Below are 21231 nucleotides of genomic sequence, written 5' to 3'. Positions count from 1 at the left end.
GGCCCGCTCACGCCACGGGGGCGCGAACGGGCCTGAGGCCACGGTCACCGGCGGTCCACGTCCACGACGTCCACCCGGACCGGTCCGTCGGTGGACAGAGCCCCGACGACGGTCCGCAGGGCGCCGGCGGTGCGGCCGGAGCGCCCGATCACGCGACCGAGGTCGCCCGGATTGACCCGCACCTCGAGCAGCTCGCCGCGGCGGAGCGACTTGGAGGTGACGCGGACGTCGTCCGGATTGTCCACGATGCCGCGGACGAGGTGTTCGAGCGCATCAGCGAGCATGATCAGGCGTCAGCCTTGTCGGTGTCGGTGTCGGCCGGCGCGTCCTCGGCGGGAGCCTCCGACGGCGCTGCGTCGGACTGCTCTGCCTGCTCGGACGGCTCGGACTCCGCAGCCTTCTCGGCCTCGGCAGCCTTGGTCGCAGCAGCCTTGGCCTCGGCGGCCTTGGCCTTGCGCAGCTCGGCGTCCGCCTCGGCGGCCTTGACAGCCTCGGCGGTGTCCTCGGCCGAGGCCGCCTTCGTCTGCAGGGTGCCTTCGCCGCCCGGCAGGCCCTTGGCGGTCTGCCAGTCGCCGGTCACCTTGAGCAGCGCGAGGACCTGCTCGGTCGGCTGGGCGCCGACTCCGAGCCAGTACTGGGCGCGCTCGCCGTCGATGTCGATGAGCGAGGGGTGCTCGGTCGGGTGGTACTTGCCGATCTCCTCGATGACGCGTCCGTCGCGCTTCTTGCGCGAATCGGCCACGACAACACGGTAGTACGGCGCCCGGATCTTGCCGAGGCGCTTGAGTCGGATCTTGACGGCCACTGTGGTGGTCACTCCTGGTTCGTCTGGTGGTGAGCACGTCGACCGACCCGTGGGGCAGGCGGTCTGCGGAACTCGGGACACGCGGGCTGTCCGGTGAGAGGGCCGGGCACCTACGAGTACAGCGGATCATTCTGCCAGATGCCGCGGCCCGCGCACTACATGGTCCGCATGTGCCCTGCGACACGACCGTCGGCTCTCAGCGCCAGCGGAAGAGCCGGGCGGCCAGAACCGTCGCTGCGGCGGCGTACGCGGCCAGGACGGCGAGCTGCTGCCAGGGGGTGTCGGTGGTGAACCAGCCTGCCTCGATCGCCTGGCTCGCCGCACCGAGCGGGGTCCACGCGGCCACGGCAGCGACGCCGTCGGGCATGATCGGGCCGGGTGTCCAGAGGCCGGCGAAGAACAGCATCGGGAAGTACAGCAGCATGCCCAGCCCCTGCGCGGTGCTGCCCTTGCCCACCCGTGCGGCCAGCACGAGCCCGACGGCGAAGGTCGCCACGGCGCCGAGCACCACACCGAGCGCCGTCACCACGGTCGACAGCGGCATCGGGAGGCCGAAGACCACCGCCGCCAGGGTCAGGGCGAGCACCGCCGCGACGACGAACGCGCTCACGCCGATGATCAGATGCACCACCAGCACCCCCGCCGCCGGCATCGGCGTGGTGGAGAGCCGGGTGAGGATACCCTGCTCCCGGTAGTTCGCGAGGAAGACGGGCACCGCTGTGAGCGCCGGGGTCGCCATCGCGGTGGCCAGGACAGCCGGCACCAGGACGACGATCGTCCGGTAGCCCTGCAGCGGGCCGGGCTCGGCGATCGGGGTGTTCATCCCGGGGATCGCGAGTCCGACCCCGAGCATCACCAGCGCGGGGAAGGCGAGGGTGAAGAAGACCGAGCCGCGGTCGCGGGCGAACAGCCGGGCCTCGGTACCCAGCAGGTGCCCGAACCCGCGCGGGATCGGACGACGGTTCGTGGCCGGTGCCGAGATGCTCATGCGCGCACTCCTTCGGGGTGGACCCGGGTCAGCTCGACGAACACGTCCTCGAGCGTGCGGGTCAGGGTCCGGATCTCGTCCGGGACGATGTCGCGCTCGGCGAGGTGGAGGACGACGGCGGGCAATGCCCGGCGGCTACCGGTCACCTCGATCTCCTCGGCCACCTGGGCCACCGTGCGGACAGCAGGCAGGGCCGTGAGCTCCTCGAGCAGCACAGGCACGGCGACGTCCGCGGGCAGCCGCATCCGGAAGGCGCGTTCGCCCTCGCCGGCCGCCACCAGCTCCGCTGGGCTTCCCTGGGCGACCACCCGGCCCTCGTCGATGATGGCCAGCCGATCGGCCAGGCGCTCCGCCTCGTCCATGAAGTGCGTGACGAGCACGATGCTCACGCCGCGCTCGCGCACCTGCTCGATCAGCGCCCAGGTGTCGCGCCGGGCCTGCGGGTCCAGCCCGGTGGTGAGCTCGTCCAGCACCGCCACCTCGGGATTGCCGACGAGGGCAAGCGCGATGGACAGACGTTGCTGCTGACCGCCCGAGAGATCCGCGAACGCGGTGTTCGCCTTGGCGGTCAGCCCGAGCCGGGCCATCAGATCGGCCGGGTCGGCCGGATCCGCGTAGAAGGACGCGTACAGCCCGAGCGCCTCGGCGACGCGGATCTTCGCCGGCAACCGAGAGGCCTGGAGCTGGATCCCAAGACGCTCCCGGACCTGCTCCGGGTGCAGCTGACTGTCGACGCCGAGGACCCGGATGGATCCGCCGTCGGCCTGCCGGAGGCCGGCGAGCAGCTCCACCGTGGTGGTCTTGCCCGCACCGTTGGGGCCGAGGATGCCGAAAATCTCGCCTCGGCGCACCGTCAGGCTGACGTCGGCCACCGCGCGGGTGGTTCCGTAGCTCTTGTGCAGGCCCGCGATCTCGATGATGTTCTCGTCCATGCTGCCCTCCTCAGGCCCAGGCCGTGGTGGTCCGGATGGGCGCCCGCCGCCCCAGCAGGACGACCGCGACCGCAGCGAGAACCGTGGCCACGGCGATGCCCGCCAGCGGGACCGGCGAGGTCGCCAGGGCGGTCGCCATCACGGCGGGGGCGCTGGTGAGCGGCAGCGCCAGCGTGATCCACGGGCCGAACCGGTAGTAGGCGAGGCCGACGAGCATCCCGGACACCGCACCCGCGATCACGATCAGCGGGTAGATGCCCAGACTCGGCACCAGAGCCGGGAGGTCTCCTTCGCTGGTCGAGCGGTGCGCCCACCCGAAGTCGTCGTAGACCTGTCGCTCGATCGCCGTCACCACGGCCAGCACCAGGCCGTTGACGATCGCGTACCCGGCCCAGGAGAGCAGGGAGGCGATGAGGAAGGAGCGTCGCGTCTGACCCGCAGCGACGTGGATCCCCAGCATCAAGGTGATGAGGATCAGGGCGGCGGAGAACGGATACCAGATGAGTCCGTAGCGCAGCAGCGACATGATGGAGAAGGGCGGTCCGTCGGCGAAACGCTGGAGAATCCAGATCGCCGCCGCCCCCAGGACGAGGCAGAGGCCCCAGAACCACAGAGTGTTCGGCACGAGGCCGCGCGACATGTGCCCGGCCACACGGAGCCATTGCGGGGCCCGACGGGCTTGGGTCTCGGTCACGAGGATTCCTTCCGGGTGAGGTGGACGAAGAGGTCCTGCAGGCCCACGCCGCCGACGGTCAGGTCGGCCGCCCGGGCAGCGTTCAGGGTGTCGGCGTCGAGATCGCCGTAGACGGTGGCCTCGCGCACGCGACCCAGCTCGCGGGTGGCCAGGACGGTCAGCGAGGTGGTGACGGCGTCGACCGCCTCCCGATCGCCGGTGATGGTGACCCCGCGGGCGCGCACCCGCTCGGCATCCTCGGCGAGCAGCACCGTGCCCCGGTCCAGGATCACGACGCCACCGAAGAGCTTCTCCACCTCGCTGATCAGGTGGCTGGAGATGACGATCGTGCGCGGGTGCTCGATGACGTCGGCCAGGAGGGTGTCGTAGAACGCGTACCGCGTGGGCGCGTCCATCCCGAGATGGACCTCGTCGAACATCGTCAGCGGTGCCCGGCTGGCGAGTCCGACCACCGCCCCCAGGGCGGACTGCTGCCCGCGGGAGAGCTGTCGTGGCGCCTTCCCGCGATCCAGATCGAACAGGTCGACCAGGCTCTGGGCGTAGTCGGCATCCCAGGTGGGCCAGGTGCGGGCGAAGTAGTCGAGGTTGGCGCGGACCTTGATGTCGGGGCTGACGTCGCCCGCCTCGCGGACGAGGCAGACGCCGGCCATCACGCGCTCGTTCTCGAACGGGTCCTCCCCCTCGATCAGGACCTCGCCGGAGGCGGGGGGCCGGAGCGAGGCGAGGGCGGACAGCAGCGTGGTCTTGCCCGAGCCGTTGCGCCCCAGCAGGCCGTAGATGCCGCCGGCCTCGAGATCGAAGGTGGCGCCGGTGAGGGCATGGGTGCGTCCGTACCGCATGCTCAGGTTGCGGACGGAGACGGAGAAGCCGGTCATGATGGCTGCCCTTCGGTCGGACGATCGCTGTGGTCGGTGAGGTGGCGGACGAGGTCGTGGGTGGTCAGGCCCAGGTGCCGGGCCTCCTCCAGCACGGGGTCGAGGCGATCGGCGAAGAACGCCTCCCGGCGCTCCTTGCGCATCCGCTCCCTGGCCCCGTCGACGACGAACATGCCGACGCCTCGCTGCTTGTGGAGCACCCCGTCCTCGACGAGCTCGGAGAATGCCTTGGCCGCGGTGGCCGGGTTGATCCGATAGGTCTGGGCGTACTGGGTGGTGGACATCACCTGGTCTCCGTCCCGAAGGCGTCCGGCGAGGATGTCGCCGCGGATCTGGTCGGCGATCTGCAGGTAGATCGGATCGCGTCCGTCGAACATGCCGACCCCCGTTCTCTGGTTCATTACTCGACTAATGAACCAGAGAACCGACAGCGTGTCAAGGTCGCCCGCACCGCGGGCGTGGGGTCAGCGGATACGCCGCCCGGCGCGCACCACCGCGGCGGGCCGCGCGAGCACGCCGATGTCCTCCCGCGGATCGGTGGGGTAGACCACGAGGTCGGCCGGTGCGCCCTCGCTGAGTCCCGGTGCGCCGAGGAACTCCCGAGCCGACCAGGTGGCGGCGGCGATCACGTCGACGGCGGGAATACCAGCCGCCACGAGTGCGGCAGCCTCCTCCGCGATCCGGCCGTGCCCGATCGCGCCGCCGGCGTCGGTGCCGAGCAGCAGCCGCACCCCAGCCGCGTGGAGGGTACGGACCTGCTGGTGGCGGCGGGCGTGCATCGCTCGCATCCGGGCGGCGAAGCGCGGATACTTCGCCTCCCCCTGCACCGCGATGGCCGCGAAGTTGTCCACCTGGAGCATGGTCGGGACCACCGGGACCCCGGCTGCCGCGGCCCGCTCGATCTGCGCGGCGGTCATCCCGGTGCCGTGCTCGATGCAGTCGACGCCGGCGTCGAGGAGGTCGTCCACGGACTCGGTGGCGAAGGTGTGCACCGTCACCCGCGCGCCGGCGGCGTGGGCCGCCGCGACGCCCAGGCGCAGCTGCTCGGCCGGCCAGAGCGGCGCGAGATCGGCCTCGGCACCGGCGGCCCGGTCGATCCAGTCCCCCACCAGCTTCACCCAGCCGTCGCCACGCTCCGCCTCCTCGGCCATGGCCTCCGGGAGCTCCTCGACGGCGTCCAGCTCCCTGGCGTAGTGGCGCAGGTAGCGCTTGGGCCGGGCGAGGTGCCGGCCGGCACGGATGATCCTGGGGGCGAGCGGCTCGTCGTCGAGCCAGCGGGTGTCGGCCGGGGAGCCGGCGTCGCGGACCAGGGTCGTGCCGGCCCGCAGATCACTCGCCGCCTGCTCCCGGGCGGTCGTGGGGTCGACGGGGCCGTCCGGGCCGAGGCCGATGTGGCAGTGCACGTCCACCAGGCCGGGCAGGACCCACCCGCCCAGGTCCTGAGCCGGCCCCGGGTCGGTGGACGTGATCCGGCCCCGGTGCACCCACCATCGGGCCGTCGACGGCCCGGTGTCCCGGCCGGCGAGGACCGGACCGGTCAGGCGCCAGGTCTCCTCCACGGGCTCGAGCAGATTCAGCGGCGCAGGAACTTGTCGAAGCCGGGCGGCAGATCCAGTGACGAGGGGTCGACGTCGTCGGCGGACGCGCCCGTCCCGCCGACGCCGAACGAGGACCCGCTCGGCGCGGGCTTGGACGTGCGCTGAGCCAGCTCGCGCTCCTGCTGGGCGCGCTTGGCCGGGTTGCCGGACTTACCCTTCTTCCGCTTCGGCGGGGGCGCCATCTTGCCCTTGGACTTCTTGCCGCCGCCGGGCAGACCGCCCATGCCCGGCATCCCACCAGGCATCCCGGGCATGCCGCGGCCGCCGCTTGCCGCCATCGAGCGCATCATCGTCTTGGCCTGCTCGAAACGCTCCAGCAGCCCGTTGATCTCACTCACGGTCGTGCCCGAACCCTTGGCGATCCGCGAGCGTCGCGAGCCGTTGATGATCTTCGGGTTGGACCGCTCAGCCGGGGTCATCGACTGCACCATGGCCTCGATGCGGGTGACCTCGGACTCGTCGAAGTTCTCCAGCTGCTCGCGCATCTGCCCCATCCCGGGCAGCATCTCGAGCATCTTCTTCATCGGGCCGAGCTTCTTCAGCTGCTGCATCTGCTGCAGGAAGTCCTGGAGCGTGAAGTCCCCGTCACCGGAGATCTTGTTCGCCAGGTCCTCGGCCTGCTCGGCGTCGAAAGCCTTCTCGGCCTGCTCGATCAGGGTGAGCATGTCACCCATGTCGAGGATGCGGGAGGCCATCCGGTCGGGGTGGAACCGCTCGAAGTCACCGAGCTTCTCACCGGTGGAGGCGAACAGCACCGGAGCCCCGGTCACGGTCCGCACCGACAGGGCCGCGCCACCGCGCGCGTCGCCGTCGAGCTTGGAGAGCACCACACCGGTGAAGCCGACACCGTCGGCGAACGCCTGCGCTGTGGTGACGGCGTCCTGACCGATCATCGCGTCCAGGACGAACAGGGTCTCGTCGGGGCTGACGGCGTCGCGGATGTCCGCGGCCTGCTGCATCATCTCCGCGTCGACACCGAGCCGGCCGGCCGTGTCGACGACGACCACGTCGTAGAACTTCTCCCGCGCGTGCTCGAGACCAGAGCGCGCCACCTGGACCGGGTCGCCGAAGCCGTTGCCCCGCTCGGGGGCCCACACGTGCACGCCGGCACGCTCACCGACCACCTCGAGCTGATTGACGGCGTTGGGCCGCTGCAGGTCCGAGGCGACCAGCAGGGGCGTGTGCCCCTGCTCCTTCAGCCAGGCGCCGAGCTTTCCGGCCAGGGTCGTCTTCCCGGCACCCTGCAGACCCGCCAGCATGATCACTGTCGGCGGCCGCTTGGCGAAGGTCAGCTCGCGGGCATCGCCGCCGAGGATCTCGATGAGCTGCTCGTGGACGATCTTGACGATCTGCTGCGCGGGGTTGAGGGACTGGGAGACCTCGGCCGATCCCGCGCGTTCGCGCACAGCGGCGGTGAACGAACGCACCGCCGGCACGGCCACATCGGCGTCCAGCAGCGCCCGGCGGATCTCCGCGACGGTGGTGGAGATATCCGCCTCGGAGAGCCGTCCCTTGCCGCGGAGCGACTTGAACGTGGCGGAGAGCCGGTCGGAGAGGCTGGCGAACACGTGGGATTCCTTCGGGCGGGTGCAGTACTGACTGTGCGCAGGATATCCCGCGCGAGCCCGGGGTCAGTCTCGTGGGCCCTCGGCGCAAGCGCGGAGCACGTTCGCCGTCAGGGTATCCACGAGCTGTGCGCGCCATGCGGTCCACGCCTTGGGGCCGGCTGCCCGGGCGTCGGCCTCGGTCAGGATCCGCAGCAGTTCGACCATCTTGCCGCGCCACGCGAGGGCCCGGGCCACGTCCTGGGCCACACGGGGCTCGTCGACGTCCTGGCTGGTCGCGGTCTCCGCCAGCAGCAGGTGATGGCGTACCAGGGTCACCACGTCGGCACGGTGGGGCTCTGGCACCCCGATCCGCTCGAGCAGGCCCGCCACGATGTGCGCCCCGGCGAGGCTGTGGTCGTCGGCTCCGGCGACCTTGCCGATGTCGTGGAAGATCGCCGCCCAGAGCAGCACGTCCCGGCCGGTTGCGGTCGCGGCGACGCGCACGTTGGCGGCCGTCTGCACCAGGTGGCGGTCCACCGTGTACACGTGCACGGGGCTGCGCTGGGGCCGGTTGCGTACGGCCGCCCACTCCGGGAACCAGCGGGTGACCAGCCCGGCGAGGTCCAGCGCCTCCCAGAGCGGGACCTGGGCCTCCCCTGAGCCCAGCAGGGCCAGCAGGTGCTCACGGGTGGACTCCGGCCACGGTGTCGCCAGCGCGGGTGCCTGCTGCAGCGAGGTGATCGTCACCGGTGAGAGCGGCAGCTTGCTGCGCGCCGCCGTCGCCGCCGCCCGCAGCGGCAGCTCGGCATCGATCTGGGGGCGCGCATCGATGCCCAGGACGAGCTCGCCGTCGTGCTCGACGAGGCCCGGGGCCACCGGGCGCAACCGCGGGGGCCGGCGCCGGCCCCGGACGACGGTGGGCCGCAGGCTCAGCGAGGGCTTGCGCAGGGCCTGCCGCGCGTGCCGCACGGTCGTGTCGAGCGCGTAGGAGATGACCCGGCCGGACTGAGCGATGGCGGCCAGCAGATCGTCGGGGTGCTCGTGGCCCAGCAGGTGCGCGACGTCGTCGGCGTAGACCCGCAGCAGCCGGTTGACCGGCCTGCCGGTCACCCGCGCCAGGGCGTCCCGCACGTCGAGGAGGTGCTCGTAGGCCCGGTCCACTCCCCCGTGCGGACGGTCGGTGAGCCATGTGGCCGCCAGGGCCCGCAGGACGACGGCGTCGCGCAGCCCTCCACGGGCCTCCTTCAGGTCCGGCTCGATGAGGTAGGCGAGCTCGCCATGGCGTTCACCCCGCTCAGCGGTCGAGCCCGTCAGCTCCGGCAGGCGGCGGCGGGCGGAGGAGCGCCAGTCAGCCAGCACGGCCGAGCGCGCATGATGGAGCACCGCCATGTCACCGGCGACGCAGCGCACGTCCAGCAGTCCGACGGCGGCCGGCAGGTCGGCGGAGGCCACATGCCGGCACTCGGCCAGGGTGCGGACCGAGTGGTCGAGGTCGATCCCGCTGTCCCAGATCGGGTACCACAGGCTCTCGGCGAGCGCGGCGACCGCGTCGTGGGAGTGCGTCCGGCCGTCGTGGACGAGCATGAGGTCCAGATCGCTGGCCGGTCCGGCGTCGCGGCGGCCATGGGACCCGACGGCGGTCAGGGCGATCCCGGAGGACGGGTCGATCCCGGTGCTCGAGGTCGCCTCCAGCCACAGCTGGGCGAGCGCCGCGTCGGTCAGGACCGCCAGCCGCTCCCGGTAGGCATGGCCGCCGCCGGGCGGGACCTCGAGGCGAGCGGACCGGAGGCCCCGCAGCAACGGCTGCGGGGCCTCCGGGCGCCCGTCGTGGGACGGAAGTGACATCGCGGTCAGAGCGCGTCGGGACCGTTGGCACCGGTGCGGACGCGGATGACGTCCTCCACCGGCGAGATCCAGACCTTCCCGTCGCCGATCTTGCCGGACTGTGCCGCGCCGACCACGACCTGCGCCAGGTTGGCGGCATCAGCGTCGTCGACGAGCACCTCCACCCGGACCTTGGGGACCAGGTCCACCGTGTACTCCGCACCGCGGTAGACCTCGGTGTGGCCCTTCTGGCGTCCGTACCCGGAGGCCTCGCTGACGGTCAGGCCCCGGACTCCGGCGGCGGACAGGGCCGCCTTGACCTCGTCCAGCTTGTGGGGCTGGATCACTGCGGTGATGAGCTTCATGAGTTGATCCCCTCGTAGGCGGTCTCAGCGTGCTCGGCCAGGTCGATCCCGCGCACCTCGTCCTCCTCGGCGACGCGCCATCCCATGGCGGCCTTGAGGATCAGGCCGATCACCAGGGTGACGATGCCAGAGAAGAGCACGGCGACCAACGCGATCAGGACCTGCACGACGAGCAGGTTGACGCCGTCGCCGAAGAACAGACCACCGTCGGTGGCCAGGAAGCCGATCAGCACGGTGCCGACCAGGCCACCGACCAGGTGCACCCCGACCACGTCGAGGGAGTCGTCGTAGCCGAGCTTGTGCTTGAGTCCCACGGCCAGGGCACACAGCACGCCCGCGACGGCGCCCAGGGCGATCGAGGTGACGGGGGTCAGCGCACCCGCGGCCGGGGTGATGGCCACCAGACCGGCCACGATGCCCGAGGCGGCCCCGAGTGAGGTGGCCTTGCCGTACTTGATCTTCTCCACGAGCAGCCAGCCCAGCACGGCCGCTGCGGCCGCGGTGGTGGTGTTGACCCAGGCCAGACCCGCCACCTCGTCGGCGCCGTAGGCGGATCCGGCGTTGAAGCCGAACCAGCCGAACCAGAGCAGGGCGGCACCCAGCATCACCAGCGGCATGTTGTGGGGCTTGAGCGCCTCGGTGCCGAAGCCCTTGCGCTTGCCGACGATCAGGGCCAGGACCAGGCCGGCGACACCGGCGTTGATGTGCACGACCGTGCCCCCCGCGAAGTCGACGGGGGCGGCGATGCCGGCGAAGGGGCCGTCGTCGGAGAGGAAACCACCGCTCCAGACCATGTGGGCCATCGGGAAGAAGGCGATGGTGGTCCACAGGCCCGCGAAGACCATCCAGGTGGAGAACTTCACGCGGTCGGCGATCGCCCCGGCGATCAGGGCGACGGTGATGATGGCGAAGGTCGCCTGGAAGCCGACGTCGACCATCGTGGGCATCGACGCGCCGGTCTCCTCGTTCAGGACGGCGATCGGGTCGAAGGAGCCACCCAGTCCGAACTGGTCGAAGGGGTTGCCGACGATCCCGCCGATCGAGGCGCCGTAGGACATCGACCAGCCCCAGAGGGGGTAGATGACGCCGATCAGGGCGATCGCCCCGAAGCACATCATCATCATGTTCAGGATGGACTTGGCTCGGGTCATCCCGCCGTAGAACAAGGCGAGACCGGGTGTCATCAGCAGCACCAGGGAGGCTGATACCAGCATCCAGGCGGTGATACCCGTGTCGATAAAGGGTTCCATGCAGATCTCTCCCAGCACCGGCTCGGGCGGCCGGTCTCGGGAGATGACTCTGCAGGGCGGGTGTTTCCCGGGTGACCCGCTGGTGTTACGGCACGGTGACCGATCGCCCGTTCATGTGAACACCGTGTTTCACCGCCGGGGATGTCTCGGGTGCTGGGACGCGCCTCGTCGTCAGGAGAGCAGCGCGTCCACGAACCCGGCCGGGTCGAACGGGGCGAGGTCGTCCGGCCCCTCCCCCAGTCCGACGAACTTCACCGGCACCCCGAGCTCGCGCTGGACGGCGACGACGATCCCCCCCTTGGCGGTGCCGTCGAGCTTGGTCAGCACGATGCCGGTGACGTCCACCGCCTCGGAGAAGACCTGGGCCTGCCGCATCCCGTTCTGACCGGTGGTGGCATCGAGCACGAGCAGCACCTCACTGACCGGGGCGTGGCGGGAGATGACACGGCGGATCTTGCCCAGCTCATCCATCAGGCCCGCCTTGTTCTGCAACCGCCCGGCCGTGTCGACCAGCACGGTGTCGACGCCCGCCTCGCGGCCCGCCTTGACGGCGTCGAAGGCCACCGACGCGGGATCGGCACCCTCCCGGTCGGCGCGCACGACACCGACCCCGACGCGTTCGCCCCAGGTGCCCAACTGCTCGGCGGCGGCGGCCCGGAAGGTGTCGGCCGCACCGAGCAGGACGTCCTTGTCCTCGGCCACCAGCACACGGGCCAGCTTGCCCACCGTGGTGGTCTTGCCGGTGCCGTTGACGCCGACCACCAGCACCGTGGCCGGGTGCGGCCGGCCGTCATCGCCGGTGACCGGACTGACGGCCAGCCGGCGATCCATACCGGGGTCGACCAGGGCGAGCAACTCCTCCCGCAACAGGGCGCGCACCTGGTCGGGGTCGGTGGTGCCGAGCACCTTGACGCGGGTGCGTAGCGCCGTCATCAGTTCATCGGTCGGGCCCGAGCCGAGGTCGGCGAGCAGGAGCGTCTCCTCGATCTCCTCCCAGTCGGACTCATCGAGGTCACCACGGGAGAGCAGCGAGAGCAGCGTGCTGCCGAGCCCGCCCGAACGGGCCAGGCGTTCGCGCAGCCTGACCATCCGGCCGGCGACCGGCTCAGGGCGCTCGAGTGCCGGGGCCGGCTCGACGGTGGCCGTCGTCGTCGGCGCGTCACCGGTGCCGACGGGCGGCGCCTGGGTGGCGGTGCCGGAGTCGGAATCGACGTCGGAGTCGGGCCGCTGCTGCGTCCTCTCCTCCGGCGTCCCCTCGGCGCGGCGGCCCGAGCGCCCGCGTAGCAGCCCGAGGCCACCGCCGACGACGACCAGGACGCCGAGAACCAGATACAGCCAGATATCACCCAAGATCTCCACCGGCCCAGTCTCGCTCACACCGCAGCGATGGTGCGAATCCGGATGCTCAGCTGGGCGAGCGCTGCTTGACCACCGAGCCGAGATCGACCGGACGGTGGTAGGCCTCGCCGTCCTCGGCCATCGCCATCAGATCCGCGACCAGGAGGTCGCGGCCGCGATCGAGGTCTGCGGGCGCGGAGGCCCCGGTCTCGCGGCGGAGGCCGGCGACCGACTCGCGCAGCCACACGCGCAGGCCCTCCTCCGGGAGCCGGCGTAGGAGCAGGGCGATCAACAGGACGAACGCGGCACTGATGGCGGCGAACAGGACGAGCAGCACTCCGGTCACAGGGCGAGTATGCGCCGGTTCGGCGCCGCGGCTGTGCGACGCGCCGCGTCGCGCCGGTGCCGGCCGGTGACCTCGGACACAGCCGTCAGGACTCAGCCTCTGGTGCTCAGCCGGCGTCCTCACGCTCGGCGAGGCGCTGGCTGATGAGGGTGGTGACGCCGTCGCCTCGCATCGTGACGCCGTAGAGCGCGTCCGCGATCTCCATCGTACGCTTCTGGTGCGTGACCACGATGAGCTGGGAGTCCGAGCGCAGCTCGCGGAAGATCTCCAGCAACCGGCCGAGGTTGACGTCGTCGAGCGCCGCCTCCACCTCGTCCATGACGTAGAACGGACTCGGCCGCGCCTTGAAGATCGCGACCAGCAGCGCCACAGCGGTCAGCGATCGTTCGCCGCCGGAGAGCAGCGAGAGCCGCTTCACCTTCTTACCGGGCGGCCGGGCCTCGACCTCGATGCCGGTGGTCAGCATGTCGCCGGGTTCGGTGAGGACCAGTCGACCCTCGCCGCCGGGGAAGAGTCGGGAGAAGACCTGCTCGAACTGGGCGGCGGTGTCGGCGTAGGCGGAGGTGAAGACCTCCTCGACCCGGGCGTCGATCTGGGCGACGATGTCGAGCAGGTCGGCTCGGGACTTCTTCAGGTCGGCCAACTGGTCGGTGAGGAACTTGTGGCGCTCCTCCAGCGCCGCGTGCTCCTCCAGTGCCAGCGGGTTCACCTTGCCGAGCAGCGTGAGCGCCCGTTCGGCGGCTCGCAGCCGCTTCTCCTGCTCGGCCCGCACGTACGGCCTGGGCTCCTCGGCGGCCTCCTGCCCCGGCGCGGGCACCGGTGGGACGAGCTGGTCGGGGCCGTACTCCGCGACCAGCACCTCGGGATCGAGGCCCAGCTCGTCCACGGCGCGCTGCTCGAGCTGATCGATACGCAGTTTCTGTTCCGCGCGCGCGACCTCGTCCCGGTGGACCACGTCGGTGAGCCGGGAGTGGCGGGCGGAGAGTTCGTCGAGGCGGCCACGCACCTCGGTCAGCGCCTCGTCCCGGCGGGCGCGTTCGTCCTCGGCGCCCTGACGACGTCCGGCCGCGAGCTGCAGCGAATGCTCGATCGCGGCCAGGGCCCGGGTGGCACCCTCCCGGACGGTGGCTGCCACCTCCGCCTGCGCCGCGCGGCGGCGGGCGCGGCGCTCGGCGGCCTCGCGCGCCTCTCGCTCCGCCTTCGCGGCCCGCTCCAAGGACTCCGCGCGCCCGCTCAGGGCCCGGACGCGCTCCTCGACCGTGCGCAGCACCAGCCGCGCATCGGTCTCCTGGGCGCGGGCCGTGGTGGCGGCCTCGGACCACCGATCGCGCTCCTCGGTCGCCGCGGCCAGCTCGTTCTCGCTCTCGACCGGTTCCTGCTGGGCCCGGGCGAGCCGGTCGGCGATCTCGGCGAGCGCCTCGGCGTGCTCGGTGCGGGCGTGCTCGGCCTTCTCGATCGCCGGCGCGATCCGCTCGGCCTCGGCGTTGGCCGCGCGCATGGCCGACCCGTGCTGACCGAGTCGCTCGGCTACGGCCGCCAGCTCGGCATCGGAGTCGTGCAGCGCCGTCAGGGTACGGTCCACCTCGGCCTGGGCGGAGGCGACGGCCTCGCGCGCCGGGCCCAGCGCGAACCGCGCCTGCTCGGTCTGCGCGGCGGCCGCGGCGATCTGCTTCTCGGCCTCCTCCCGGGCGGCGTGCAGCTCCAGCACGCTGGGTCCGGCGGTGCTGCCGCCCCGGGCGTGCGCAGGGCCGATCACGTCGCCGTCGAGGGTGACGGCCACGAGCCGGCCGGACTCGGCGCAGACCCGGCGCGCACTCGCCAGATCCTCGACCACCACGACGTCGCGCAGCAGCAGCGCCAGGGCGCCGCGGATCGACTCGGCTCCGCGGACCACCTCGACGGCCCACCGGCCGGCCGGCGGCGCCGGGCTCGGTTCCGGGGCCGGCTCGGATGCGCTCTCGGACTCGTGCGACCGCGCGAGCAGCAGTCTGGCCTGGCCGGCGTCCTCGGCGCGGACGTGCCGCAGGGCGTCGACGGCGGCGTCGACCGAGTCCAGCGCAGCCGCGTCGGCGAGCGGTCCGAGCGCCGCGGTGACGGCCGCCTCGTATCCCGGTTCCACGGTGAGCAGCTCGGCCACCGGCCCGAGCACCCCGATGAGTCCGTCCGCCTCGAGCACCGTGGCGGTGGCGTCCTTGCGGGTGAGGGAGAGAGCGAGCGCATCGCGGCGTGCCGTCGCGGTGGCGCGCGCACCGTCCGCCTCCCGCTCGGACTCGGTGAGCGCGCGGACGTCCTCCTGCGCCCGCTCAAGCGCCTCGACCGCGCGCTCATGGGCGGCATCGAGGTCTTCCTCACCCTCGGCCTGACCCACGGCCTGCTGTTCGAGCGCGGCGAACTCCTGCCCGGCTGCGCGCGCGCGCTCGGTCGCTGCGGCGAGGTCGTGGCGCAGCCGCTCCAGCTCGGCCTCGGCGGCCTCGACCTTCCCGCGGGTGGCCGCCACCTGACCGGTCAGGCGCGCAAGTCCCTCACGCCGGTCGGCGACGCCCCGGTGCACGGCGGCCAGCGCCTTCTCGGCCTCGGCGGAACGCTGCTCGGCGCGCGAGCGCTCGCCGACCGCCGCCTCCAGCGCCTCCCGCGCTTGCTGCGCCTCGGTGGCGAGCTCGGCCTCGGCCTCCCGTGCCCGCGCGGCCTGGGCCTCGAGGTCGTCGGGGTCACGCCGGTTCTCCTCGGCGGCCACCGGTGCTCCGAGGAGGCGGCACCGCTCGGCGGCCAGGGTCTCGGTGCCGCGCAGGCGCTCGCGCAGCGAGGAGAGCCGGTACCACATCTCGGTCGCCTCGCTCAGGGCGGGCGCCGCGGCTGCGGCCTCGCCCTCCAGTCGTGTCAGTTCCGCACGCGCGTCCTGCTGCGCCTTCTCGACGGCGTCCCGCTCCTGGCGCAACGCCGTCTCGTCCTCGATCTCCTGGGCGAGGGAGGAGGTCAGCTGCACGAGGTCGTCGGCGAGCAGCCTGGCCCGGGCATCGCGCAGGTCCACCTGGACCACCTGGGCGCGCCGGGCGACGTCGGCCTGCTTGGCGAGAGGGCCGAGCTGACGGCGGATCTCGCCGGTGAGATCGCTGACCCGTGCCAGGTTCGCCGCCATCGCCTCGAGCTTGCGCAGCGCCTTGTCCTTGCGCTTGCGGTGCTTGAGCACACCGGCGGCCTCCTCGATGAACCCGCGCCGCTCCTCCGCGGTGGCCTGCAGGACCGCGTCCAGGCGCCCCTGCCCGACGATCACGTGCATCTCCCGGCCCAGACCGGAGTCGGAGAGCAGATCCTGGATGTCGAGCAGCCGGCACGCGTTGCCGTTGATCGCGTACTCGGAGCCCCCGCCCTGGAACAGGGTGCGCGAGATGGTGACCTCGCTGTACTCGATCGGGAGGGCGCCGTCGGCGTTGTCGATGGTCAGCGAGACCTCGGCCCGGCCCAGCGGCGGCCGCGAGGACGTCCCGGCGAAGATGACATCGGCCATGGCCCCGCCGCGCAACGATTTCGCCCCCTGCTCGCCCATCACCCAGGCGAGGGCGTCGACCACGTTGGACTTCCCGGACCCGTTGGGCCCCACCACACAGGTGATACCGGGCTCGAGGGAGAGCGTCGTCGCAGACGCGAAGGACTTGAATCCTCGCAGCGTCAGCGTCTTCAGGTGCACGCCGACAGCCTAGAGGGTGCCTGCTCAGTCCTCGTCGTCGGCGGGCTCGTCCCCGGGCACGATGTCGGCCTGCTCGGCGACGTCGGCCTCGTCGGCCAGCCCGTCCAGGTCCGGCCGGGCGGTGCGGGGGTGGTAGTCCTCCCCGCGGGCGGGTACCTCCTCGGCGGCGTCCGCGTCGGCCTCCTCGGCGAGGGAGACCGGCTCATCGGAACCGGGCTCGACCAGACCGGCGTCCCGCCAGCCGTGGGCTCCTGGTGCGGTGCTCATCGCTCCTCCTCCTCGCTCGGATACATCGTGACCCCTCCATGGTGGACCAGGATCCGGTGCTCCCGCCAACGGAGCCGGTCACGGCAGCGGATCATCCCGCGACGCCGACCTGTCGATAGGGATCGGCCGGATAGACGCCGAGGATCGTGACCTCCCGCGTGAAGAAGGACAGCTCCTCGAGCGCCCGCCTCACTGGCAGGTCGTCGGGGTGTCCGTCGACCTCGGCGAGGAACTGCGTCGCCACGAACTCACCGCCGACCATGTAGCTCTCGAGCTTGGTCATGTTGACGCCGTTGGTGGCGAAGCCGCCGAGCGCCTTGTACAGGGCGGCGGGGAGGTTGCGCACCCGGAACACGAACGAGGTGATCGTGGGCCCGTTGCCGGCTTCGACGGCGGCCGGCTGCGGGGCGAGCACCACGAAACGGGTGGTGTTGTGGTCGGCGTCCTCGACGTCGGCGGCGAGGATGTCGAGCCCGTAGATCTCCGCCGCCAGCGGGGGCGCGATCGCGGCCCGGGTGGGGTCGGCCGCCTCGGCCACCTCGCGCGCCGCACCGGCGGTGTCGCCGGCCACGATCGCCTCCAACCCGTGGGCTCGGATGATCTCGCGGCACTGGCCGAGCGCATGCACGTGCGAATGCACCGTGCGCACGGTCTCGAGCCGTGCACCGGGAACGGCCATGAGCATGAACCGGATCCGCAGGAAGTGCTCGGCGACGATGTGCAGGCCGGAGGTCGGCAGGAAGTGATGGATATCGGCCACCCGGCCGGCGAGGGAGTTGTCGATCGGGATCAGCGCGAGATCCGCTTCTCCCGCCTCGACGGCCGCGAAGACGTCCTCGAACGAGGCGCACGGCAGCGACCGGGCGTCGGGGTAGTGCTGCCGGCACAGGATGTCCGAGTTGGCCCCGGGCTCCCCCTGGTAGGCGATGCGTCGCTGAGTCACGGCCGTCATCCTGCCACGGCCGTGACCGCCCTCGTTCCCGCGGTCCACCGGCGCGCGGTGGTTCTCAGCGGGAGGCGGCCTCGCCGCCGGGGGTGAAACCGTGGCGCTGTCCGAGCCGCGCGAGGATCTGCTGCGCGACCGCCAGATCGGCTCGGCCCTCGACGGCGCCGGAGAAGGGCCGCTCGCCGGTGGTCACCAGCGCGTGGAAGGCGGCCAGCTCGTTCTCGAACGCCTCCTGCTGGGAGGTGCGGTGCTCGCTGCGTACTTCCGCGCCGTCGGCCCCACGCTCGACGACGGTCAGGACCGTCGGGGCGTTGAGCAGGTAGGGCACGGAGAAGACGAGACTCACGCTGCCGCCGTCGTGGTGGAAGGTGACGGTCTCGCGGTAGTCGGGGTACTCGGGGAGGAAGTGCCAGCCCAGGTGCAGGCGGGCTCCGGAGGCGAGCGCGCCGAGGACCTCCACCGAGCCCGGGCCCTCGTCGGAGGCGCCCCAGCTGGTGGCCGACTCGACGTCGCTGATCGGGTGGCCCAGGTGCCGCAGCAGCGAGATGTCGTGCACGATCGAGCCGATGATCACGCCTTCGTAGAGGCCGCGCCAGCGCGGCGGGGTCTCGGCGCCGAGGGCCTGGTCCAGCGCTGTGGCGGTGGGCCCGACGGCTGTGGCCAGCTCGTCCGGGTCCACGTCACCGGCCGGCGGGAGCAGCCGGGCGAATTGCAGCTGGGCGGTCGAGGTGGGGTGCAGGATCTCCACGCCGACGGCGCGCACCCGGCGGCCTTCGAGCGCCCGCGCGGCCCCCGCGGTGGCCGGGTCGTACTCCTTCATGTACCCGAGCTGGACCTTCGCTCCGGCGGCCACGGCGGTGTCGATGGCGTCGACCTCGGCCTCGGCGAGGGCCAGCGGCTTCTCCGCCAGCACCGCCAGGCCGGCGTCGGTCAGGGCCACCACGTCGGCGCCGTGGGTGCCGGTGGTGGCCACCAGCACGGCGTCCAGCGGGCAGCTGCCCTCGGCGTGGGCCGCCACCAGCGCGGCGCGCGAGGTGAATCGTCCGGCCACGCCGTAGCGGTCGGCGACGGCGTCGGTACGCTCGGCCGAGAGGTCGGCCACGGCGGCGATCTCGAACAGATCCCAGCGCCGGGCGAGCAAGGGCAGATGGACGCTCTGGGTGACGGCGCCGAGGCCGAGCACGCCGATCCGGACACGTGTCATGCGAGGTCTCCCATCGGGAACCAGGGGGTGAGGGCGTCGCGGTTGCGGACCTGGTGCTCCTGCGGCCGGCCGGGGTCGTCACCGGGCTGGGGGATGACGTCCTGCTCGATGACCAGCCAGCCGTCGTAGCCGCTGCGCAGGATCTGGGACATGACGGCCTCGACGTCCAGGTCGCCCTCCCCCAGCGGCACGAAGGCGCGCTCGGTCCAGACCTGGCGCATCCCGGCCTTGCGGGCCACCACATCGCGCAGCACCGCCGTGCGCACGTCCTTGAGGTGCAGGTGGTCGATCCGGCCGGACCACCGCTGCAGCCCCTCGAGCGGGTCGCCGCCGCCGATGATCAGGTGACCGGTGTCGAAGGTCAGGCCGATATCGGTGCGGGCCAGGAGCTCGTCGATCTCGTCCGGGGTCTCCACGTGCGTGCAGGCGTGGTGGTGGAAGGTCGGCCGCAGGCCGTGCTCGGCCGCGATCTCGACGGCGGCGGTCACGTTCCGCGCCAGCGTGTCCCACCCGCTGGGACCCAGGCTCAGGCCTTCCCCGCCGCCCGGGTTCGCGCGACGGGCCGCGGAGCCGGAGTCGGCGAGAGTCGGGCGGGGCGCAGTGGCAGGGTGCAGCGAGGCGCCCTCGGCGAAGAACGCCATCGCGTCGCGGTATCCGGGCAGGGCGGCGGCGAAGGCATCGTCGTCGGTGAACGGCATGTCCACCCAGCCGCCGGCCAGGGCGAGCGAGTGCCGCTGCAGCCGGTCGCGCAGCTCCTCGCCACGGCCGAGCATGCCGATCGGTCCGGAGTCGATCCCGGCATAGCCCGCTGCCGCGACCATGGCGGCGATCTGCTCGGGCCCGGGGAGCTCGACGCCCTCCTCGGCGTCCAGCTCGAAGACGCCGTAGGAGACGGGAGCGTTGGCGAGGGTGATCATGACTGCGACTCCGAGGGGAAAGCGAGGCTGGCGGCCTGACGCACGCCGGTCACCGGCCAGCGGCTGGTGACGGCCTTGGCGCGGGTGTAGAAGTTCAGCCCCTCCCGGCCGTAGATGTGGGTGTCTCCGAAGAGCGAGTCCTTGCGACCGCCGAAGGAGAAGGAACCGGCCGGGACCGGGATCGGGACGTTGATCCCCACCATGCCTGCCTGGACGCCGCGCTGGAACTGGCGGGCCGCGGCACCGGAGGAGGTGAAGATGGCCGCGCCGTTACCGTAGGGGTTGGCGTTGACGATCGCGAGCGCCTCGTCCAGATCGGCTGCGTGCACGATCACCAGCACCGGTCCGAAGATCTCCTCGGTGTAGGCGCTCGAGGTGAGCGGCACCTGGTCCAGGAGCGTGGGACCGACGAAGTAGCCGGCCTCGTGGCCGGACACGGTCAGGTCGCGGCCGTCGAGCACGACGCGGGCGCCCTCCTCCTCGGCCCGTCCGACGAGAGAGCGGATGCGCTCGCGGGCCTGGGGGGTGATGACCGGGCCCATCTCGGAGCGCTCGTCCGAGGACGGGCCCACCACGACGCTGCGGCCGCGTTCGGCGACGGCCTCGACCAGTGGAGCGGTCTGCTCCGGCGTGCCGACCGCCACCACCACCGAGATCGCCATGCAGCGCTGCCCGGCCGAACCGAAGCCGGCGGCGACGAGGTGGTCGGCGGTCTCGGCGATGTCGGCATCGGGCATGACCACGGCGTGGTTCTTGGCACCGCCGAGGGCCTGGACCCGCTTGCCGGCCGCACTCGCGCGCTGGTACACGTGCTGCGCGATCGGCGTGGATCCGACGAAGGAGACCGCCTCGATGCCGGGGTGGTCGAGGATGCCATTGACGAGGTCGGGGCCGCCGTGGAGCACGTTGAAGACCCCGGCCGGCAGCCCGGCCTCGGCCCACAGGTCGGCGATCAGGAGCGCGGCGGAGGGGTCGCGCTCGGAGGGCTTGAGGATGAAGGCGTTGCCGGCCGCGATCGCGATCGGGGCCATCCACATCGGCACCATCACCGGGAAGTTGAAGGGGGTGATCCCGGCGACCACGCCGAGAGCCTCGCGATAGGAGTAGACGTCGACCCCGGTGGAGAGCTGGTCGGTGTAGAACCCCTGCGCGAGCTGCGGCAGTCCGCACGCGAAGTCGATGTTCTCCAGCCCGCGGGTGATCTCACCCTGGGCATCGTCGATCGTCTTACCGTGCTCGAGGGCGACGATGCGCGCCAGTTCGTCGCGCCGCGTGGCCACCAGGTGCCGGAAGGCGAAGAGGACCGCGGAGCGCTTCGAGACCGAGGTCTGGGACCACGCCTGGTAGGCAGCAGTGGCTGCCGCGACGGTCTCCTCGAGCTCGGCCGGACCGGCCGTGGGGGCGACCGCGATGACTTCCCCGGTGGCCGGGTCGGTGATCTCGATGTCGGGACCGCCACTGCTCCGGCGTTGCCCGTTGATGACGTGTTCCACGCTCCGCGCGCCCATGGTGCCTCCCGTACCGACCTCGACGACGGCGACCGGTCACGCGACCGGCGGCCGCCGTCATCGTCCCACCGAAAGTCCGTCCAGCGCAAACTTTGTCCGGACATACGGGGGTAGAACTAGGTCATTGGTCAGGACACATCCG

The 21231-nt window shown here is 72.0% G+C and carries 20 protein-coding genes; all 20 read right to left on the bottom strand.

What is annotated here, in order from left to right; genetic code table 11:
- Positions 1 to 44: 44 nt before the first annotated feature.
- The 20 genes from LQF12_RS06060 to LQF12_RS05965 all read right to left on the bottom strand — a co-directional run bounded on the left by LQF12_RS06060 (position 45) and on the right by LQF12_RS05965 (position 21089).
- A complete protein-coding gene (locus LQF12_RS06060; RefSeq protein ID WP_231055076.1) occupies positions 45 to 284 on the bottom strand; it encodes an RNA-binding protein in 240 nt (79 codons plus the stop codon).
- 2 nt (positions 285 to 286) lie between these two features.
- Positions 287 to 805 carry a 30S ribosomal protein S16 gene (rpsP, locus tag LQF12_RS06055; RefSeq protein ID WP_231055534.1) on the bottom strand — a complete coding sequence of 173 codons (519 nt, stop codon included), beginning with the start codon at positions 803 to 805 and terminating at the stop codon, positions 287 to 289.
- 196 nt (positions 806 to 1001) lie between these two features.
- Complete coding sequence (locus LQF12_RS06050; protein WP_231055075.1) at positions 1002 to 1793, bottom strand: ABC transporter permease; 792 nt, start codon at positions 1791 to 1793, stop codon at positions 1002 to 1004.
- On the bottom strand, positions 1790 to 2725 hold the full coding sequence (locus LQF12_RS06045) for an ABC transporter ATP-binding protein (RefSeq protein WP_231055074.1): 936 nt from the start codon (positions 2723 to 2725) through the stop codon (positions 1790 to 1792). The genes LQF12_RS06050 and LQF12_RS06045 overlap by 4 nt, the downstream gene beginning before the upstream one ends.
- 10 nt (positions 2726 to 2735) lie before the next feature.
- Positions 2736 to 3419: a hypothetical protein gene (locus tag LQF12_RS06040; RefSeq protein ID WP_231055073.1), complete on the bottom strand. Its 684-nt coding sequence runs from the start codon at positions 3417 to 3419 to the stop codon at positions 2736 to 2738.
- Complete coding sequence (locus tag LQF12_RS06035; RefSeq protein WP_231055072.1) at positions 3416 to 4294, bottom strand: ATP-binding cassette domain-containing protein; 879 nt, start codon at positions 4292 to 4294, stop codon at positions 3416 to 3418. The genes LQF12_RS06040 and LQF12_RS06035 overlap by 4 nt, the downstream gene beginning before the upstream one ends.
- Positions 4291 to 4671 carry a GntR family transcriptional regulator gene (locus tag LQF12_RS06030; protein WP_231055071.1) on the bottom strand — a complete coding sequence of 127 codons (381 nt, stop codon included), beginning with the start codon at positions 4669 to 4671 and terminating at the stop codon, positions 4291 to 4293. The genes LQF12_RS06035 and LQF12_RS06030 overlap by 4 nt, the downstream gene beginning before the upstream one ends.
- Before the next feature lie 87 nt (positions 4672 to 4758).
- Positions 4759 to 5853, bottom strand: a complete 1095-nt coding sequence (locus LQF12_RS06025; protein ID WP_231055070.1) for an amidohydrolase family protein — start codon at positions 5851 to 5853, stop codon at positions 4759 to 4761.
- Between the two features lie 14 nt (positions 5854 to 5867).
- Entirely contained in the window at positions 5868 to 7460 is a 1593-nt protein-coding gene (ffh, locus tag LQF12_RS06020; RefSeq protein ID WP_231055069.1) for a signal recognition particle protein, read from the bottom strand.
- A gap of 63 nt (positions 7461 to 7523) precedes the next feature.
- On the bottom strand, positions 7524 to 9284 hold the full coding sequence (locus LQF12_RS06015) for a [protein-PII] uridylyltransferase (RefSeq protein ID WP_231055068.1): 1761 nt from the start codon (positions 9282 to 9284) through the stop codon (positions 7524 to 7526).
- Between the two features lie 5 nt (positions 9285 to 9289).
- Entirely contained in the window at positions 9290 to 9628 is a 339-nt protein-coding gene (locus LQF12_RS06010; RefSeq protein WP_231055067.1) for a P-II family nitrogen regulator, read from the bottom strand.
- Positions 9625 to 10842 carry an ammonium transporter gene (locus LQF12_RS06005; protein ID WP_435531221.1) on the bottom strand — a complete coding sequence of 406 codons (1218 nt, stop codon included), beginning with the start codon at positions 10840 to 10842 and terminating at the stop codon, positions 9625 to 9627. The genes LQF12_RS06010 and LQF12_RS06005 overlap by 4 nt, the downstream gene beginning before the upstream one ends.
- A gap of 207 nt (positions 10843 to 11049) precedes the next feature.
- Positions 11050 to 12237 carry a signal recognition particle-docking protein FtsY gene (gene ftsY, locus LQF12_RS06000; RefSeq protein ID WP_435531220.1) on the bottom strand — a complete coding sequence of 396 codons (1188 nt, stop codon included), beginning with the start codon at positions 12235 to 12237 and terminating at the stop codon, positions 11050 to 11052.
- A gap of 46 nt (positions 12238 to 12283) precedes the next feature.
- A complete protein-coding gene (locus LQF12_RS05995; protein ID WP_231055065.1) occupies positions 12284 to 12562 on the bottom strand; it encodes a hypothetical protein in 279 nt (92 codons plus the stop codon).
- A 106-nt stretch (positions 12563 to 12668) separates the two neighbouring features.
- Positions 12669 to 16247: a chromosome segregation protein SMC gene (gene smc / locus LQF12_RS05990; protein WP_231055064.1), complete on the bottom strand. Its 3579-nt coding sequence runs from the start codon at positions 16245 to 16247 to the stop codon at positions 12669 to 12671.
- A gap of 24 nt (positions 16248 to 16271) precedes the next feature.
- Positions 16272 to 16514: a hypothetical protein gene (locus LQF12_RS05985; protein ID WP_231055063.1), complete on the bottom strand. Its 243-nt coding sequence runs from the start codon at positions 16512 to 16514 to the stop codon at positions 16272 to 16274.
- A gap of 91 nt (positions 16515 to 16605) precedes the next feature.
- On the bottom strand, positions 16606 to 17466 hold the full coding sequence (locus tag LQF12_RS05980; RefSeq protein ID WP_231055062.1) for a prephenate dehydratase: 861 nt from the start codon (positions 17464 to 17466) through the stop codon (positions 16606 to 16608).
- 55 nt (positions 17467 to 17521) lie between these two features.
- Complete coding sequence (locus LQF12_RS05975) at positions 17522 to 18664, bottom strand: Gfo/Idh/MocA family protein (RefSeq protein ID WP_231055061.1); 1143 nt, start codon at positions 18662 to 18664, stop codon at positions 17522 to 17524.
- Positions 18661 to 19581: a sugar phosphate isomerase/epimerase family protein gene (locus tag LQF12_RS05970; RefSeq protein WP_231055060.1), complete on the bottom strand. Its 921-nt coding sequence runs from the start codon at positions 19579 to 19581 to the stop codon at positions 18661 to 18663. Before LQF12_RS05970 ends, LQF12_RS05975 begins: the two co-directional genes overlap by 4 nt.
- Positions 19578 to 21089: a CoA-acylating methylmalonate-semialdehyde dehydrogenase gene (locus LQF12_RS05965; protein WP_231055059.1), complete on the bottom strand. Its 1512-nt coding sequence runs from the start codon at positions 21087 to 21089 to the stop codon at positions 19578 to 19580. The genes LQF12_RS05970 and LQF12_RS05965 overlap by 4 nt, the downstream gene beginning before the upstream one ends.
- Between the last annotated feature and the right edge of the window lie 142 nt (positions 21090 to 21231).

Source organism: Ruania suaedae, from assembly GCF_021049265.1.
GTDB classification, from domain to species: Bacteria; Actinomycetota; Actinomycetes; order Actinomycetales; family Beutenbergiaceae; genus Ruania; species Ruania suaedae.
This window is presented reverse-complemented; position numbering and strand designations above follow the sequence as displayed.

Excerpts from the sequence above, each read along its gene's own strand:
- LQF12_RS06045 (WP_231055074.1), bottom strand. The coding sequence starts at position 2,725 with ATGGACGAGAACATCATCGAGATCGCGGGCCTGCACAAGAGCTACGGA.
- LQF12_RS05970 (WP_231055060.1), bottom strand. The coding sequence starts at position 19,581 with ATGATCACCCTCGCCAACGCTCCCGTCTCCTACGGCGTCTTCGAGCTG.
- LQF12_RS06010 (WP_231055067.1), bottom strand. The coding sequence starts at position 9,628 with ATGAAGCTCATCACCGCAGTGATCCAGCCCCACAAGCTGGACGAGGTC.
- LQF12_RS06035 (WP_231055072.1), bottom strand. The coding sequence starts at position 4,294 with ATGACCGGCTTCTCCGTCTCCGTCCGCAACCTGAGCATGCGGTACGGA.
- LQF12_RS06005 (WP_435531221.1), bottom strand. The coding sequence starts at position 10,842 with ATGCTGGTATCAGCCTCCCTGGTGCTGCTGATGACACCCGGTCTCGCC.
- LQF12_RS05965 (WP_231055059.1), bottom strand. The coding sequence starts at position 21,089 with ATGGGCGCGCGGAGCGTGGAACACGTCATCAACGGGCAACGCCGGAGC.
- LQF12_RS05975 (WP_231055061.1), bottom strand. The coding sequence starts at position 18,664 with ATGACACGTGTCCGGATCGGCGTGCTCGGCCTCGGCGCCGTCACCCAG.
- LQF12_RS05985 (WP_231055063.1), bottom strand. The coding sequence starts at position 16,514 with ATGAGCACCGCACCAGGAGCCCACGGCTGGCGGGACGCCGGTCTGGTC.
- LQF12_RS06030 (WP_231055071.1), bottom strand. The coding sequence starts at position 4,671 with ATGTTCGACGGACGCGATCCGATCTACCTGCAGATCGCCGACCAGATC.
- LQF12_RS06015 (WP_231055068.1), bottom strand. The coding sequence starts at position 9,284 with ATGTCACTTCCGTCCCACGACGGGCGCCCGGAGGCCCCGCAGCCGTTG.
- LQF12_RS05980 (WP_231055062.1), bottom strand. The coding sequence starts at position 17,466 with ATGACGGCCGTGACTCAGCGACGCATCGCCTACCAGGGGGAGCCCGGG.
- LQF12_RS06050 (WP_231055075.1), bottom strand. The coding sequence starts at position 1,793 with ATGAGCATCTCGGCACCGGCCACGAACCGTCGTCCGATCCCGCGCGGG.
- LQF12_RS06060 (WP_231055076.1), bottom strand. The coding sequence starts at position 284 with ATGCTCGCTGATGCGCTCGAACACCTCGTCCGCGGCATCGTGGACAAT.